The 14679-nt window shown below is 66.1% G+C and carries 11 protein-coding genes; 9 read left to right on the plus strand and 2 right to left on the minus strand.

Annotation, left to right across the window (positions count from 1 at the left end; all coding sequences use genetic code 11):
• Window positions 1-26 precede the first annotated feature (26 nt).
• Window positions 27-1223, plus strand: a complete 1197-nt coding sequence (locus tag H587_RS0106265) for a DUF2325 domain-containing protein (protein ID WP_027175535.1) — start codon at window positions 27-29, stop codon at window positions 1221-1223.
• Between the two features lie 60 nt (window positions 1224-1283).
• Here H587_RS0106265 and H587_RS0106270 read toward each other — a convergent pair whose 3' ends face one another.
• Together H587_RS0106270 and H587_RS0106275 are read right to left on the minus strand one after the other, a co-directional pair.
• Entirely contained in the window at window positions 1284-2915 is a 1632-nt protein-coding gene (locus tag H587_RS0106270; protein WP_027175536.1) for an FmdE family protein, read from the minus strand.
• Window positions 2916-2999: 84 nt separating this feature from the next.
• Window positions 3000-5078, minus strand: a complete 2079-nt coding sequence (locus H587_RS0106275) for a molybdopterin-dependent oxidoreductase (protein WP_027175537.1) — start codon at window positions 5076-5078, stop codon at window positions 3000-3002.
• A gap of 328 nt (window positions 5079-5406) precedes the next feature.
• On the opposite strand from H587_RS0106275, the gene H587_RS0106280 reads away from it, so the two are divergent.
• The 8 genes from H587_RS0106280 to H587_RS0106315 all read left to right on the plus strand — a co-directional run bounded on the left by H587_RS0106280 (window position 5407) and on the right by H587_RS0106315 (window position 14663).
• Complete coding sequence (locus tag H587_RS0106280; protein ID WP_027175538.1) at window positions 5407-5856, plus strand: 4Fe-4S dicluster domain-containing protein; 450 nt, start codon at window positions 5407-5409, stop codon at window positions 5854-5856.
• A 127-nt stretch (window positions 5857-5983) separates the two neighbouring features.
• Window positions 5984-7093: a sulfite exporter TauE/SafE family protein gene (locus tag H587_RS0106285; RefSeq protein ID WP_425387182.1), complete on the plus strand. Its 1110-nt coding sequence runs from the start codon at window positions 5984-5986 to the stop codon at window positions 7091-7093.
• A 65-nt stretch (window positions 7094-7158) separates the two neighbouring features.
• Entirely contained in the window at window positions 7159-7746 is a 588-nt protein-coding gene (locus H587_RS0106290) for a hypothetical protein (protein ID WP_027175540.1), read from the plus strand.
• A gap of 12 nt (window positions 7747-7758) precedes the next feature.
• Window positions 7759-8682, plus strand: a complete 924-nt coding sequence (locus H587_RS0106295) for a phosphate/phosphite/phosphonate ABC transporter substrate-binding protein (RefSeq protein ID WP_027175541.1) — start codon at window positions 7759-7761, stop codon at window positions 8680-8682.
• A gap of 4 nt (window positions 8683-8686) precedes the next feature.
• Window positions 8687-10768 (plus strand): ATP-binding protein, encoded by a 2082-nt coding sequence (locus tag H587_RS17550; RefSeq protein WP_034608650.1) that lies wholly within the window; start codon window positions 8687-8689, stop codon window positions 10766-10768.
• A gap of 3 nt (window positions 10769-10771) precedes the next feature.
• Window positions 10772-11131 (plus strand): response regulator, encoded by a 360-nt coding sequence (locus H587_RS0106305; protein ID WP_027175542.1) that lies wholly within the window; start codon window positions 10772-10774, stop codon window positions 11129-11131.
• An 11-nt stretch (window positions 11132-11142) separates the two neighbouring features.
• On the plus strand, window positions 11143-13596 hold the full coding sequence (locus H587_RS0106310) for a PEP/pyruvate-binding domain-containing protein (RefSeq protein ID WP_027175543.1): 2454 nt from the start codon (window positions 11143-11145) through the stop codon (window positions 13594-13596).
• Window positions 13593-14663 carry a protein-tyrosine phosphatase family protein gene (locus H587_RS0106315; RefSeq protein ID WP_027175544.1) on the plus strand — a complete coding sequence of 357 codons (1071 nt, stop codon included), beginning with the start codon at window positions 13593-13595 and terminating at the stop codon, window positions 14661-14663. Before H587_RS0106310 ends, H587_RS0106315 begins: the two co-directional genes overlap by 4 nt.
• Window positions 14664-14679: the final 16 nt, after the last annotated feature.

The raw sequence follows: 14679 nt of genomic DNA on the forward strand, positions 1-14679 counted from the left end.
CAATTAGGATCGGTTGGAGGGACGATATGAACCGCAAAAATATTTGGGAACACGTTGATTTTCAGTGCCCCATCGTGGGCACCTGCCTGACCACGGCCGAGCTGCGCCGTATCGCCGTCCGCGTCGGCCTGGAGATCGCGGAAGGGACCACGGATTTCGAGATGCATTCCTTGTTCGTGGTTCTCTGCAAGCGGCCCGAGCGTCCGGCCCGGGCCGTGCAGAAGCACCTGGACCGCAAATACCGTCGTGTCCTGCGGCGGTTTCTCCATACTCCGGGGGAGGGGATATGCGAGCTTTGGCGGGAGTATGCCGACCGGGGTGACATCGCCGGCCCCTTCTGGGCCGTCATGTCTCATCCCGACGTTTCGAGTGATTGCCTGCGTCGGGTTTACGGCGAGGTGCACATGCTCTCGCACGTTCAGGGCGCGGCCAACCGCGCCGACCTGAAGCGGCTGAACGAACTGGAGGCGCGCAACGTCGAACTGACCGAGACCCTGGCCGAGCGCAAGGGCGTGTTGCGCAAGTCCGTGGCTGTTTGGAAGGAGCGCAACGCGGCCCTGGAGCGCGACCTGGCCCGGGAGCGGGCCCGACGCGAGAGCGTGGAGCGGGATCGGCTTTCCCTACGTGAATTGCTGGAAGGCAGGGCCCTGGAGCTTCTCACCCGGGAGCGGGAGGATTTGCGGCGGCAGGCCGAGAATCTGGCCCTGCGGCTGGAGGCTGCCGAGGAGCGTATCGTCGCCCAGGCCGCCTTGCTGGAACGCGGAAGCCGCGAATTGTCCAAGGCGCGTGAGAACCTGTCCGGCCGTGAACGCGAAGTCGCGGCCCTGGAGGCCTCGCTGACGATGGCCTTGGAGGGGAGCCCGGCCTGCGGCGGGGCTTGCGGCCACCCGGAGAGCTGCTCCTGCCCCCGTTTGCGTGGCAAGCGCGTGCTCTACGTGGGCGGGCGCAGCGGGCTGCGCTGTCATTATCGCTTGCTGGCCGAACGCCTCGGCTGTGAACTCCTGCATCACGACGGCGGCCTGGAGCAGTCTCCGCACCGGCTTCAGCAGCAGCTGGCCGGGGCTGACGCGGTGATCTGTCCGGTGGACTGCGTGAGCCACGAGGCCTGCGCCGCGGTCAAGAAAATGTGCAAGCACTGCCTCAAGCCCGTGCTCTTCGCCCGTTCCTCGGGCTTGTCGAGCCTTGCCGCCTCGCTCTCCGAGCTGGATAGGGTCAGTCAGTAGCCCCCGCCGGAGAAGGAAAAAGAGCCCCCGCCGGGGCGGGGGCTCTTTTGTTGCGGTCTTCTATTTGCCGAACGGGCACTTGGGGAAGGTGCAAGACTTGCAACCCAAACAGAAGCCACCCTCGGCCATAAGCGCCAGATCGCGGCGGGTCAGGGTCTGCCCGGCCAGCAGGCGGGGCAGGAGCAGGTCCAGGCTGGTGGTCTTGTAGAACAGGGCGCAGGCCGGGACGCCCAGGACCTGGGCCTCGCCGATGCGGCCCACCAGGGTCATGGCCCCGGGCAGGATGGGCGCGCCGTAGAGGAAGTCCGTGAGCCCGGCGTCCAGAAGGCCGTGGCGGGTCACGTCGCCGGGGTCCACGGAGAGCCCGGCCGTGGTGATCACGAGATCGGCCCCGGCGGCGAGCATCTGGCGGACGCTGTCCGCGATGCGGGCCCGGTCGTCGGGCACGATGTCCACGCAGGCCACTTCCGAACCCAGGGCCTCCACCTTGCTCTTGATGATCGGCGCGAACTTGTCCTCGATGAGCCCCTGGAAGACCTCGGTGCCGGTGACCAGGATGCCCACACGGGCCCGCCGCAGGGTCAGCACGGAGAAGAGCGGCTCCTCCGCCAGGGCCGCGAGAGCCTGCTCGAAGCGGGCGCGGGCCAGGTACAGCGGAATGGCCCGGCAGGCGGCCAGGCGCTTGCCTTCCTCGACCAGGATGTCGCCCTGGCGCGTGGCGCACATGACGTCCTGAACCATGTTGAAGGCCAGCAGGCGCTCGCGGTCCAGGACCAGCAGGCCCGAACGCCCGGCCGTGAAGTTGATCTTGCCCTCGCGCGGTTCGGGGTCGTGCAGCACTCCGGGACCGGCCATGACCCGGGCGAAGGCCAGGGCGGCTTCGTTTTCATGCACCCATTTTTCATCCTGAACCGCTTCGGATTCCAGGTAGACCTCGAAGCGGCCCATGCGCTGGAGTTCGCAGAGATCCCCCGCCTCCAGGGTCTGTCCGGCATGAACCAGGGGATCCTTGACCCGGCCCGGCACGATGCGGGTCATGTCGTGCAGGGCCTTGCGTCCCAGAGCCTGGTCCACGGGCACGGCGCGCAGCCGCGGGCCTTCCGATGGCGCGCTTTCAGTCTCGTCCCGGCGCAGGTAGGGCGCTTCGCCCTGACAGCCCCGGCAGGCTCCGCCGTCGCGGGAGGGATACGCCTCCCCGCAGATGGGGCAGACGGCGATGCCGCCCATGTGGGCCTTGCGCCGGGCGCGTTCCGGCACGAGCACCTCCTGCACGGAGCAGAGACTCGGCCCGGCGCGACGGATTTCGTCGAAGAGCCGTTCCGTGTCCTGCTCTTTCTTGGGTTTGAGCTTGAGATACCAGCCCTTGATTTCGGGCCACATCTCGACCTTGGCCGGGTCCAGGGCCACGCGCACGCCCACGCCGGTGAACTTGTCATAGAGGGTCACGGCGTAGCGGCCGAGGTTGACGATCTTCATCCAGCCGTTGCCCGTGCTGCACAGGGTCAGCATCTGCACGGCGTCGGGCAGGCATTTCTGGGATTCCACCAGGGCTTCGAAAAGGGTGCCCTCGGGGATGCGCGACTTGGCCAGCGCCACCATGTAGCCGCCGATGAGCAGGCCTGGGGCCGGGTAGCCGTGGAACTCCGCGGCTTTCTGCTTGAACTCCTCGAAGCTGTACGGTCCGATGTTCATGAACTCCTCCCGGGCAAGATATGACGCGACCGCCCGCCCCTCGGGGACGGACGGCCGCGCCGGAGGTGGGAGAGAAACGCCAAATTATTTGGTCACTGCCACGAAATGCTCCTGCATGGCAATGCCGCCCCCGCCCTTATCCCATTTTTCGATGCCCTTCGGCATGAGTTCGTTGTCCGCGACGCCCTTGCCCCTGGCCCGGCTCTCCACCGGCAGGGTGTGGCCGAAACCGTGGATCATGAAGACCGCCTCGGGATGGATGAAGTCCGTGACGAAGGCCTTGATCCGGCCGGAATGGCCGTTGGAGGACACCGTCACGTATTCGCCGTCGGCGATGTCCAGTTCCTTCGCAGCGTCGCTATGAATCCAGAGCAGGTTTTCGGGCATCTGCTCGAAGAGCAGGGGGTTGTTCACCGTGTGGCCCTGGGTATGCACGCCGCAACGGCCGAAGGTGATCCTGAAGCGGCCCTTGGGCGGACGTTCCGGGGAGGTGTAAGGCGCGAGCCAAGGCAGGCCGGACTTGGCCAGGCGGGAAGAGGCGATCTCCACCTTGCCGGATTCGGTCTTGAACTTGAGCTCCTCCATCTTGCGGTAGAGGGGATCGGCGGCCAGGGACACGGAACCGCTCTTCTCGAAGTCGGCGATGGTCAGACCGGTGTCCTGCAACTGGAAGGCCCAGATGTCCTCGATGCGTTCGTAGGCCAGCTTGTCGATGCCCATGCGCTTGGCCAGCCCGCAGTAGATCTCCCACACGGACTTGGTGTCGTAGAGCGGTTCGCAGGCGCGTTTGCGCACGAAGAAGGAGGGCTTGAGGCCGTTTTTCGTGGCGATGGTGTCCTCGCGTTCCAGGTAGGTGGACATCGGCAGGACCACGTCCGAGTACCAGGCCGTGTCGGACCAGGAGAAGGTCACGGACACGAGCAGCTCCAGGTTGTCCAGGATCTTCTTCACGTCGGCGGAGTCCGGGAAGGCCATGAGCGGATCGTGGCGTTGGACGATGTAGGCCTTGATAGGGTAAGGCTCGCCTGTGACGATGGCCTCGTAGGCCAGATGCACCAGTCCAGGCCCGGCGTCGTAGTGCGTGCGGCCGGACATCCAGCCCACGCCGTCCGCGCGTTTTTCGGCGGGCTTGGGGAATTGCTCCATGAGGCTTTTGAGGCCCTTTTTCCCGACGTCGCCGGGCTTGGCCGTGAGCGGCAGTCCGCCCTTGGCTCCGACCGCGCCGAGCAGGGCGTTGATGATGTATGCCGTGCGGCAGACATAGAAGGAGTCGGAGTAGCGGGAAACCATCCAGCCCGGGTGCCAGATGACTGAGGGCGCGGCGGCGGCCAACTGACGGGCCAGGTCGCGGATGCGCTCGGCCGGGATGCCGGTCTCGGCCTCGGCCCATTCCGGGGTGTGCTTGGCGGTGAAGACCTTCAGTTCGTCCAGCCCGCTGATCCACATCTCCGCGAATTTCTTGTCGTGGAGATCCTCGGCCAGGAGCACGTGGATCACGGCCAGATTCAGGGCGTAGTCCGTTCCCGGCCGGATGAGGTAGAAGTTGTCGGCCTTGCCCGCCGAGATGTTGGCCCGCACGTCGATGACCGAGAGCTTGCAGCCCGCGCCCATGCCGTCCAGGGCGTTGTTCACTTCGGCCACGTTGATGGCCTCGAAGATGTTCCGGGTCTGGAGCACGAGGTGTTTGCAGTTCTTGTAATCGTAGACCACGTCCTTGCGGCCGAAGCCGAACACGGACATGGCCGCGTTCATGACGTTGCGCGCGCAGGCCGAGTCGTGGTTGCAGTAGTTGGGCGTGCCGATGGCCCGCAGAAAGGCGCGGTACACGTCGCGGAACGGGCCTCCCCGGTCGGAGAGAAGCACGGAACGGTCGCCGTGCTTGGCCCGGATTTCGTTCAGGCGCTTGGCCACGTAGTCCAGGGCCTCGTCCCAACTCACGCGCCGCCAGCGGCCTTCGCCTCGCGCGCCCTCGCGGATCATGGGATGCTGGGGGCGTTCCGAATCTTCGTAAAGGGCGATGCCCGCCGCGCCGCGCGCGCAGAGGGATCCCTTGAGGGCTTGGCCGCCCTGCAGGCGGACGGGGCGTCCGTCCTCCACCTCGGCCTGGATCGGGCAGCGCACCGAGCACATGCCGCAGACGCTGTTCACCGTGGTCTTGGTCATGGGAAAAACCTCCTCGGAAAAGTCGTCTTTCGAGCCGGAAGGCCCGTTGGTTACTATCACGGGATTATCATTTTTAGGGCACCTGAAGCGGCTTGGGCAAGCAAAATCGAGAATGTGAAAAAAGAAACAATTTCCCGGACAAAGTCGGGGAGCGGGCATCTGGTTTCAAGCAACATATTGGGAATTTGTGAACAAAAGGGAAATTCATTGACACAAAGTCGCCGGATGTGGTTCCAATGGTCTATGTGTCCCAGAGGTTGGGACGCGGTGTCGCCATTTTCACGGGATGGGGCGGGCGGGGTGTCACCTGGCCCGGCAAGGAGCGTTCATGAGCATCTACAAGATCAAGCTGGACAAGAAGCGCTGCATCGCCTGCAAGGCCTGCGAGGTGCATTGCAAGGTGAAGAACCACGTGCCCGTAGGCATCCAGCTCAACCACATCTTCGTGGAAGGGCCCAGGGCGCGCAAGGACGGCCGGCCGGAATTCGTGACCAAGTATCAGCCCTGCCTCATGTGCAAGGAGCCCAAGTGCGTGCCTGCCTGTCCCACCGGGGCCATGACCATGCGCGAGTCCGATGGGCTGGTCTACGTGCGCACCGAGCTGTGCGACGGCTGCAAGGCCTGCATCGAGGCCTGCCCCTGGAGCGTGCCGGTGTTCAATGAACTGACCGGCAAGATCATGAAGTGCGACTATTGCATGGATCGCATCGAGCAGGGGCTGGACCCGGCCTGCGTCACGGGCTGCACGGCCAAGGCCCTGAGTTTCACGCGCCCCTGATTCCGGTATGAACGGCGCGCGCTCCGGCGGGGAGGCGCGGCGGGAAAATTTGCAACGGCATGAAAGAGTGAGGAGGATCAACGTGCTGCACTCGAAAAGAATGCTCTTCATCGTGGCCCTGATCGTCATGGTCGGGGTCTGCCTGTGGTTCGAGCCCGCCTGGGCCGACAAACTGTCCGACGCCATCGCCAGCGCGCCGCAGGGCGCCGAGGCCGGTCAGATCGATCCCAGCAAACCGGCGGGCTTTCTCGGCATTCCCGGCGCTCCGAGCGTGAACCTCATCCTGGCCTTCGTCTGGGCCGTGTGGGTGGGCTGGATTTTCTCCACCGTGGGTGCGTTCGGCGGCGTCATGGCCGGTGTGGGCCACATGACCGTGTTCGGTCTGGGCGCCTACGCCAAGAGCTTCAAGACCACCGCCCCCGCGCTGAACAAGCTGGCCACCGACTCCATCCGCGCCTCCAACCAGTTCCTGGTCGGCACCTCGGCGCTCATCTCCTCCTTCAACTACTGGAAGATGGGCCGTCTGGTGCTGCCCCTGGCCGTTGCGCTGGGCGCGGGCTCGCTCCTGGGCGCCTGGGGGTCGGCCACGCTGACCGCTGGCAAGATCTCCTTCTCCCAGTACCAGGGCTGGTTCGGCCTCTTCGTCCTGGTCCTCGGCTGCTACCTCTTCTGGGAAACCTCCGGCGCGGGCCAGGCCAGCAAAAAGAAGGCCAAGGCCGCGGCCAAGGCCTTCGAGGAATCGGTCAAGAAGCAGAAGGCCGGCGAGCAGGTGGACACCAAGGCCATGGGCGTGAAGACCACCAAGTTCACCCTGACCCGTTGCGAATTCACCTTCTACGGAGTCGAGTTCGCCTTCAATCCGCTGATCCCCCTGCTGGGCGGCATCGTCATCGCGGCCGTGGCGGCCTTCCTGGGCGTGGGCGGCGGCTTCCTGCTGGTGCCCTTCCTGACCAGCGTGGCCCAGCTGCCCATGTATCTGGCGGCGGGCACCTCGGCCCTGGCCGTGCTCATCTCCATGATCACGAGCATCGCCACCCTGATGACCAAGGGCACCCCGGTGGACTGGAGCCTCATCGGGCTTGAGTTGGTGGGCATCATCGTGGGTTCGGTCATCGGCCCGCGCACCTCCAAGTACTTCTCCGATCTTTGGCTCAAGCGTCTGTTCATCGTGCTTTCGCTTTACGTCGGCATCGACTATGTGTTGAGGGGTTTCTTCAACTACCGCATCTTCGGCTAGCCGACGGCGTCACCGACAACCAAGGGGCTCCGGGCAAGCGGCCCGGGGCCCCTTTTGCGTGGGATATGGACGGACTCCGCGATTTCCTGCTGATCCTGGATCCCTGGCTCATCCAGCCTTTTCGTTGGCTGGACGCGCCGATGCCCGCGTTTCTCCTTGGCATCTTCGCGCTTTCCCTGGTCTGCGTGTTCCTGGGCGATCTCGCGGCTCTGGCCGTACTGCGTCTGAACCGCAAGGTCTTCGGCGGCTACCTCAAGGACATGGTCCGCCACCACGAACTTTCCATCACGGCGGCCAAGACCGGCAGCAAGGAGAACTTCAAGGCCGTCAACCGCCAGGCCCACGAGGCCTTCGGCAAGTACTTCTTCAGCCAGGCCGCCGTGTTCACGTCCAGCATCTGGCCCGTGCCCTTCGCCCTGGCCTGGCTGGACATCCGTTTTCAGGGCGTGCTCATCAAGCTCCCCCTGATGGATTTCGAGGCCAACTACGTCTTTTTCTTTCTCCCCCTGTACATCCTGGCGCGGATTCTCTATTCTCGGACGATCGGGCGCATCCCCTGGTATGCCCGGATGCGGGCGGCCGCCACCCTGGACATCGGCGAGGATGCCGCACATTCCGCCCCGGGAACGGGAGGCGGGCGGCAAGGAGTCTGAAGGAGCCGTCGCATGCGCAAGGAGTACTGGGCCGTCGGCTTGGCCGCGCTGGCGCTGCTGATCCTGGCCGTGGGCTGGGAGCGGGATGAACCGGCGACCCGTGTGGATCTCTCCCGGCGCGTGGACATCACCCTCAAGACCCAGGCCGAAGCCATCACCTACGCCTATCTCCCGCAGTACTCCCACAGCATCTCCTTCGAGCGCCACCGGCGCCTGGTGGAATACCTCTCCCGGGTCACGGGATACCCCTTCCGCCAAGTCTTCCCGGACACCTTCGACGAACACGTGAAGATGGTTGAGCGCGGCGAGATCGACATTTCCTTCTCCAATCCCTTCATCTACATCCGTCTGGCCCGCGCGGGCGCCAGGGCCTTCGCCCGCATCGTGGAGGAGTCCGGCAGGCCGGATTTCCACAGCCAGATCATCTGCCGCAAGGACAACCGGGCCATCCGCAGCCTGGAGGATTGCCGAGGCAAGCGTTGGATCGCCGTGGACCCGGGGTCCGCCGGAGGTTTCGTCTTCGCCCTGGACTATTTCCTGAGCCATGGCATTCAGCGCGAGGACTTCGCCGAGATCGCCTTCGCCCCCGGGCCGGGCGGCAAGCAGGAAAAGGTCGTGCTGGCGGTCTACGCGGGCAAGTACGACATCGGCTCGGTGCGCAACGGCACGTTGGAGCTGGTCAAGGACAAGGTGGACCTGGACGCCATCCGCGTCCTGGCGGAGAGCCGCTCCTATCCCGGCTGGGTCTACTCCGCCCGACGGGGCTTCGATCCGGCCCGGCTGAAGGTCATCACCGAGGCCCTGCTCCGCCTGGACCAGGGGGGAGAAGAGGCGGAGCAGATACTGGCGGCGGCTCATTTCAAGGGCATCATTCCGGCCATGGACGCGGACTACGATTCCATTCGAAGCTTGGCGAACCGCATTTCACAGGAGTAGCCGGATGCATGCCCTGGACCGGCTCAAGTTCAGTTCCAAGATCAACCTCGGCACCACGGGCATCGTGCTCTTCCTGAGCCTGGTCATGGGCGCGCCCGTCGCCCGGGTGGCCTCCCAGGCCCTGGTGGACGAGGTCAAGATGCGCGGCCGCGTGCTGGCCGAGAGCCTGTCCGTGCGTTCGGCCGATCCGGTCCTGGCCCAGGATTTCCTGCGGCTCAAGAACCTGGTGGACGACCTGCGCGGGGTGAGCGGGGACATCGAGTACGCCTTCATCCTGGACAAGGCGGGCGGCGTCCTGGCCCACAGCTATCCCAAGGGCTTCCCCGTGGATCTCATCACCGCCAACGCCCCCGGCCCCGGCGGAACGTTGTCCGTGCGCCTTCTGGACAGCGGGGACGAGCGCATCTACGACTTCGCCGTGCCCGTGCGCGTGGCCGGAGAGTCCTTCGGCACGGCCCGGGTGGGTCTGTCCTGGACCCGGGCCCGGGCCCCGGTGGAGCGCCTGGGCGGGATCATCCTGGGGCTGGCCGGAGGAGGGCTGTTCGTCTCGGTGGTGCTCTCGACCATCTTCGCCCGCCAGGTGACCCGGCGGCTCAACATCCTGCGCGCGCACGCCGCCGAGATGGTCACCGGCAACCTGGACATGCAGGCTGGCGGGGAACTGGCCCGCAACTGCTGGGACATCATGGACTGCGACCGCAAGGAGTGTCCGGCCTACGGGGACAAGCGGCGGCGCTGCTGGTACGTGGCCGGAACCCTTTGTCTGGAGTGTGACGACGGGCCCTTTCCTCAGAAGCTGGAGTCCTGCCGGGAATGTCCGGTGTTCCTGGCCAACGCGGGAGACGAGATCCAGGATCTGACCGAGACCTTCGACGCCATGGCCATGACGCTCAAGACCCACATCGCGGAGCTGCGCGAGGCCGAGAAGGTTCTCACCCGCCAGCAGCAGATCATGCGCACCATCCTGGACGTGACCCCGGACCTGGTCAGCCTGCTGGACGAGCACCTCGTCTACCAGGCCTGCAACCGGGCCTTCGCGGCCTCGGTTTCGCGCGAGGTGGACGAGGTGGCGGGCAAGACCGATGCGGATCTTTTCCCGGCCGAGCTGGCGGCCGCGCGCACCGAGGCCAACCGTCGCGTGCTGCTCACCGGCGAACGCTTTCAGACCGAGACCCGCCGCGAGGCCGGGCACGGCGAACGCTGGTTCCATACCGTGCAGGTGCCGGTCTTCGACCGCGACGACCGCATCGTGGGCGTTCTGCGCACGGCCCGCGACGTGACCCAGATCAAGGATTACCAGGACCAGCTCATCCAGGCCCAGAAGATGGAGTCCATGGGCAAACTGGCCGGAGGCGTGGCCCACGAGATCAACACTCCCCTGGGGATCATTCTGGGCTACGCCCAGCTTCTTCAGGAGGACGTTCCCGAGGGGCAGGTGCGCGAGGATCTGGGGACCATCGAACGCCAGGCCAAGGTCTGCCGCAAGATCGTGGCCGACCTGCTGGGGTTCTCGCGCCAAGCCCGCAGCGCCAGGCGCGACATGTGTCTGAACAACTCGGTCATGGAAACCGTGACCCTGGTGCGCCATTCCTTCGAACTGGACAATGTGCGCATCGTCACCGACCTGGACGAGCGCATGCCGGTGCTTTACGGCGACCCGGACAAGCTCCGCCAGGTCTGGATGAATCTTTTGACCAACGCCCGCGACGCCATGCCGGGTGGGGGTATGGTTTTCGTCCGCACGAGACTGGACACCGGGGCCCAAAAGGTGACAGTCTGGGTGGCGGACACCGGCTCGGGCATCGAACCGGCCATCCTGGGGCGCATTTTCGATCCGTTCTTCAGCACCAAGCCCGTGGGCAAGGGCACGGGCCTGGGGCTGGCGGTATCCTTCGGAATCGTCAAGGAACACGGAGGGGACATCTCGGCCCAGAGCCCGGTGCCGACGGACTTCGGACTGCCTCGGGGAGAGGCGGCCGGGGAGCATGGCGCGGGATCGGTGTTCGCGGTGCATCTGCCGTTGGACCACGGGGAACGGGACGATGAAGACACGCCGGCCCCCGGAGATGGCGCAAAAGAGGAGTGAGTCATGGCCGACATCATCGTGGTGGACGATATTTCGGACGCGGGCGTCCTGGTCAAGCGCATCTTGGAGCGTGGAGGCCACAAGGTCACGGCCTTCACCGAGGAGGAGGACGCCCTGGCCTTCGTGCGCAAGAACAAGCCGGACCTGGCCATTCTGGACATGAAGCTGAAGAAGATGACTGGGGTGGAGGTTCTGGAGGAGATCAGGAAGCTGTCCCCCGACACCAAGGCCATCATGCTCACCGGCTATCCCACGCTGGAGACGGCCCGTGAGGCCCTGCGCCTGGGGGCCGGCGAGTACTGCGTCAAGCCCATCGACAAGGGCGAGTTGGAGGCCAAGGTGGCCGAAGTGCTGGCCGGGTAGCGGCGGCCGTCATGTCGCTCATCACCCAGCTCTTCCGGCACTGGACCTATCAGGTCTTCGCCCCGGGGTCTCTGCTGCGGGCCAAGTACAACGCCTTCAAGGATCTCCTGCGCTCCGACGACATCTGCCTCTCGCTCATCGCGGACCTGGAGGAGCTGGCCTACGGCCAGGACAAGGCCGATCAGGCCCGGGTGGTCTGGCTTTGCGAACGGCTCTCGGCGGCGGTGGAGCGTTTGGTCGGCAACCTCATGGCCATGAGCCCCACGCGTTACATGGGCCTGCCCGAGCACTTCAAGAAGATCGACTTCTATCTGCGCATGGCCCTGGACCGGCCCGGCGGGGACATCGCTCCGCCGTATCTGCTTTCGCTCGCCGAGGCCGCCGGACGCCAGGAGCTTGCGGGCGGCAAGGCCGCCAACCTGGGCCGAGTCGCCGTGGAGACGGATCTCGCGGTGCCCCCGGGCTACTTGGTCAACGCCAACGCCTTTCACTACTTCATCGAGGCCGCCGGACTGCGCCGCCCTCTGGACCGCAGACTGCGCCAGATCGTGCTTTCCCGCCCGGAGGACGTGCCGCGTCTGGCGGGCGAACTCATGGAGGTCATCCTTGGGGCGGAGGTGCCCCAGGGGCTCGCCGCCCAAATTCAGGCCGCGGCCGACGAACTGTCCCGGGGCGGCCGCCTGCTGGCGGTGCGCAGCAGCGCCCTGGCCGAGGACTCGGAACTGTCTTTCGCCGGGCAGTACGCCAGCGAACTGCACGTGCGGCCCGACGACGCGGTCGAGTCCTACAAACGGGTTCTGGCCGGAAAATACTGCTCCCGGGCCCTGGTCTACCGCATCTCCCACGGGCTTTCGGACACGGAGACGGCCATGTCGGTCCTGATCTTGCCCATGATCGAGCCCAAGGCCGCGGGCGTGCTCTACACCCTGGACCCCGAGGGATGCCCGCTCTCGGGCGAACCCGAGGCCATGTCCCTGTTCGCCGTCTCGGGCCTGGGCGAGAGCCTTGTGGACGGCAGCCGCACGCCGCGCCGCCTCCTGCTCTCGCGCCGCGGCCGCCCGAAAATACTCGCGGCATGCAGCGGCCCCGGGCCGGTGCCGCTTTCCGAGGCCTCGCTGGCGGACCTGCGCGAGGCGGGGCTCAAGCTGGAGACCCTTTTCGGACGGCCCCAGGACGTGGAGTGGGCCGTGGACGCCGAGGACCGCCTGTTCATCCTCCAGTCCCGCCAGTTCCACATGGATGCCCCGCGCCATGAAGCGCGATCCGTCCCCCGGGCGGAAGTCCTCGCCTCCGGCCTGATCCGCGCCTCCGGCGGCGTGGCCGCCGGAACGGTCCGGCATTTGCGGACCGTGGGCGAGCTGACCTCCTTCCCGCCCGGAGCCGTGGCCGTGACCTCCACCCTGCCGCCGATCCTGGCCCAGTTCGCCGGGCGTTTGGCCGCCGTGGTCGCCGAAACCGGGTCGCGGGCCAGCCATCTGGCCTCCGTGGCCCGGGAGAACGGCATCCCCGTGCTCGTCGGTCCCGGGGGCTTCCAGTCCCTGCCCGAGGGCGCGGAGGTCACGGTGGACGCCGACGCCGGGGCGGTCTACGCCGGGCGCGTGGATGAACTGCTGCCGCCGCCCAGCGTGGAGGGCGAACGTGTGGCGGACCCCCGCTTCGCCCGCATCCTGCCCTTGACGGCCAAGCTGAGCCTCACCGATCCCGAGGCCCCGGAGTTCAGCCCCGAAGGCTGCAAGTCCCTGCACGACATGGTGCGCTTCTGTCACGAGAAGGGCGTGGCGGAGATGTTCAGCCTGGTGGGCAAGGGCGGCCGGGGGCTGGCCAGCTCACGCAAGTTGCGGACCGAATTGCCTCTGGTGCTCTACCTCCTGGATCTGGAGGACGGCCTGTTCGACTCCGGCCGATCCCGTTCCGAGGTTTTGCCGGAGGACATCAAGAGCCAGCCCATGTGGGCCTTCTGGTGGGGGCTGGCCGACCGGAGCGTGGGCTGGGGCGATCTGGTGCATGTGGACTGGGAGGAGCTGGACCGCGTGAGCGCGGGCATCTTCTCCAAGAACTCCCGTCTGCTGGCCAGCTACGCCATCATCTCGGCGGACTATCTGCACTGCATGATCCGCTTTGGCTACCATTTCTCGGTTCTGGATTCGGTCTGCGGCCATGAGGTCAACGGCAACTACATCCAGTTCCGCTTCAAGGGCGGGGGAGGGAGCCTGGAGCAGCGTCTGCTGCGCCTGGAGTTCCTCACCGGAGTGCTGACCCGGCTGGGCTTCGAGTGCTCCACCCGGGGCGACATGCTGGACGCCAAGTACGCCCGCAAGCCCGAGAACGACACGCAGAAGCGGCTGGCGGCCCTGGGCTACCTCACGGCCGTGACCCGGCTCATGGACATGGGGCTCAAGGACCGGGAACAGGTGGAGGGTTTGGTGGACCAGCATCTGCGGCGCATCGAGCGGGGCCGCGCGTGAGCCCGCCCAAGGCGGCGGACGGGATCACCTGGATCACGGACCGTCTGGCCGTGGGCGGCGCGCCCATGTCCTACGGCCAGTTGGACACGCTGCGCGCACAGGGCATCACCGCCATCCTCAACCTCTGCGGCGAATTCTGCGATCTGCACGAGATCGAGGCCGACTCCGGCTTCGAGGTCTACTATCTGCCCATCAGCGACGAGGAGGCCCCGGACCTTCAGACTCTGGAAAAGGCCCTGGAGTGGCTGGACGAGGCCCTTTATCTGGGCAAGAAGGTCTACATCCATTGCCGCCACGGCATCGGCCGCACGGGCACGGTGCTCAACGCTTATCTCCTGCGCCGGGGTCTGGGCCACAAGCTGGCCTGGCTCAAGCTGCGCAAGCTGCGCTCCAAGCCGAGCAACTTCGAGCAATGGTGGGCGGTGCGCAAATACGGCCGCAAGGCCGGGCAGCTCACGGTGCGCGAACCGTGCCTGGAGTACAAGAATTTCGTGGATCTTGGGCCGTTTCTGGCCGACTACGAGGCCCTGGTGTCCCGGGCCGAGGATCTCTTCTCCTACGAGAGCGGGGAGGGGTCGCGCTGCGGCCGGGACCACGACCGCTGCTGCTCCATTCCAGTGCATCTTTCCCTGGTGGAGGCCGTGCATGTGCGGCGCAAGGTGGACGCCGCCACCACCAGCCAGGCCCGCCAACAGCTCATCGAGCGCGCCGTGGCCGCCGCCCGCAGCGAGCACGAGGCTCGGGCCGCCGTGCCCACCACCGCGCCGACGGAATTCTGTCTCTCGGCCTCGGGCGCGCGTTGTCCGCTGTCGGAAGACGGCAAGTGCCTGATCTTCGACTTCCGGCCCCTGCAGTGCCGGACCCATGAACTGGACGAGGAGACCAAGCAGGATCTCTGGCAGAACGTGCTCGAGCCGGTCCTGAAGCAGTCCTCGGCCCAACTCTTCTTCGCCCTGACCTCGCGTTTCCCCAAGGAAGGGCCGCCGTCCTTCTCCCTGGCCGACGTGGTCTCGGGCAAATATGTGCAGGACTTCTTCCACGCCCTGATGAAGGCGGGGAAGGGCTGATCCGTATCAGACCGTC

Origin of the sequence: Desulfovibrio aminophilus DSM 12254 (assembly GCF_000422565.1) — a bacterium.
GTDB classification, from domain to species: Bacteria; Desulfobacterota; Desulfovibrionia; order Desulfovibrionales; family Desulfovibrionaceae; genus Aminidesulfovibrio; species Aminidesulfovibrio aminophilus.

Coding starts and splice junctions, on each gene's coding strand:
- H587_RS17550 (WP_034608650.1), top strand. CDS start 8,687: ATGCATGCCCTGGACCGGCTCAAGTTCAGTTCCAAGATCAACCTCGGC.
- H587_RS0106280 (WP_027175538.1), top strand. CDS start 5,407: ATGAGCATCTACAAGATCAAGCTGGACAAGAAGCGCTGCATCGCCTGC.
- H587_RS0106275 (WP_027175537.1), bottom strand. CDS start 5,078: ATGACCAAGACCACGGTGAACAGCGTCTGCGGCATGTGCTCGGTGCGC.
- H587_RS0106285 (WP_425387182.1), top strand. CDS start 5,984: ATGGTCGGGGTCTGCCTGTGGTTCGAGCCCGCCTGGGCCGACAAACTG.
- H587_RS0106265 (WP_027175535.1), top strand. CDS start 27: ATGAACCGCAAAAATATTTGGGAACACGTTGATTTTCAGTGCCCCATC.
- H587_RS0106295 (WP_027175541.1), top strand. CDS start 7,759: ATGCGCAAGGAGTACTGGGCCGTCGGCTTGGCCGCGCTGGCGCTGCTG.
- H587_RS0106310 (WP_027175543.1), top strand. CDS start 11,143: ATGTCGCTCATCACCCAGCTCTTCCGGCACTGGACCTATCAGGTCTTC.
- H587_RS0106290 (WP_027175540.1), top strand. CDS start 7,159: ATGGACGGACTCCGCGATTTCCTGCTGATCCTGGATCCCTGGCTCATC.
- H587_RS0106270 (WP_027175536.1), bottom strand. CDS start 2,915: ATGAACATCGGACCGTACAGCTTCGAGGAGTTCAAGCAGAAAGCCGCG.
- H587_RS0106305 (WP_027175542.1), top strand. CDS start 10,772: ATGGCCGACATCATCGTGGTGGACGATATTTCGGACGCGGGCGTCCTG.